The 1,305-nt window shown below is 60.5% G+C and carries 1 pseudogene; it reads left to right on the top strand.

The window, feature by feature from the left end:
- Positions 1-77: 77 nt before the first annotated feature.
- Positions 78-611, top strand: a pseudogene (locus tag A5777_RS02220) (IS3 family transposase); the annotation flags it as partial.
- Positions 612-1,305: the final 694 nt, after the last annotated feature.

The following is a 1,305-nucleotide window of genomic DNA, read 5'->3' as shown; positions in this document are numbered from 1 at the left end:
CCAGCTACCGTGAGAACCCGGTCCCAGCAGAGGCCGGAACCAACTAACCGAGCCTCCAGCAAACCCGGGGCGATTCAGATCTGGTGGAACGGATGTTCACCCGTGATGCTCCGAATCGGTTGTGGGTCACTGATATCACTGAGCATCGCACATACGAAGGTAAGGTGTATTGCGCGGTGGTGCTGGACACCTTCTCCCGGCGTGTGGTCGGCTGGTCGATCGATTCGAGTCAGACCGCGGCACTGGTCACCAACGCGCTGGGCATGGCGATTGGCAACCGCGACCCCCAGGCCGGTGGGATCATTCATTCCGACCACGGAGTGCAATTCACCTCCTGGGCGTTCACCGATCGGGCTAAGCGGGCCGGTTTGGTCCCGTCGATGGGTTCGATCGGTGACTGCTACGACAATGCGATGATCGAATCATTCTGGGGCAGAATGCAAACCGAGCTACTCAACCGCAAACGTTGGAAGACGAGAATCGAACTAGCCAACGCGATCTTCGACTACCTGGAAGTCTTCCACAACCGCGAGCGCCGCCATTCCGCCCTCGGGATGCGCACTCCGATAGAGTTCGAACTGCTACACCAATCAACCCAACCTGTGGCCTGAAACCAAGTATGGCGACACCACCGAACCCAGGACACATCAGAGCCTCCGACAAACCCGGGGCGATTCACATCCAGCGCGGGTGCTTCCTGCCCGGTCAGTTCGAGTTCGCCACGGATCTGTGCGTCGGTGAGTTTGGACTGAACTTGTCGCCGCCGCAGAAATTGTCCAGGCGGTGAGCGTCGGGCCCAGAACATCCACAGCAGCCGCACATGCTCGGGGAGCCGTCGCATCTGTCAAGTCCGTCGACACAGCAGCCAAGCCGCGGACCCAATCCTCGTCCACGCCCCCAGCCGGTCCCCCTGTGTTGCGCATGGTTCCACCATAGGGTCGGCAAAGGTTCGACTCCGTGTCGCCATTCATTGTGGCTGAACTCGACCGCTTCGTGCTGACTCCCCGCTGCTCCCCCGGCGAGCACGTTGTGTTCGATGAACTGACTTCAAACGCTTGGGATCTTGCGCCATTTTCCGTGACGATTGTGCGCCGACGCTGCCGGTTGCTGTTGCCGATGCGTCTGACATCGTTTTGGCCGACGAGTGTCGCACGAGGCGACCGGACGCGTCTACGGGGACCTCGTGCTGAAGGGCCGACGATCGAGGGTTGCAAGACTAGAGGGGCTTCGATGACGGCGCTCATCGAAATTCCCCAGTGATGCTCATCTGAATTCCCCACCCGTGTGGCACCGCCAGAGTAGGCG

The organism is Gordonia sp. 852002-10350_SCH5691597 (genome assembly GCF_001665715.1).
In the GTDB taxonomy this organism is placed as follows: domain Bacteria; phylum Actinomycetota; class Actinomycetes; order Mycobacteriales; family Mycobacteriaceae; genus Gordonia; species Gordonia sputi.
Note: the sequence above shows the minus strand (reverse complement) of the source record. Positions and strands in the feature narration are given on the sequence as shown.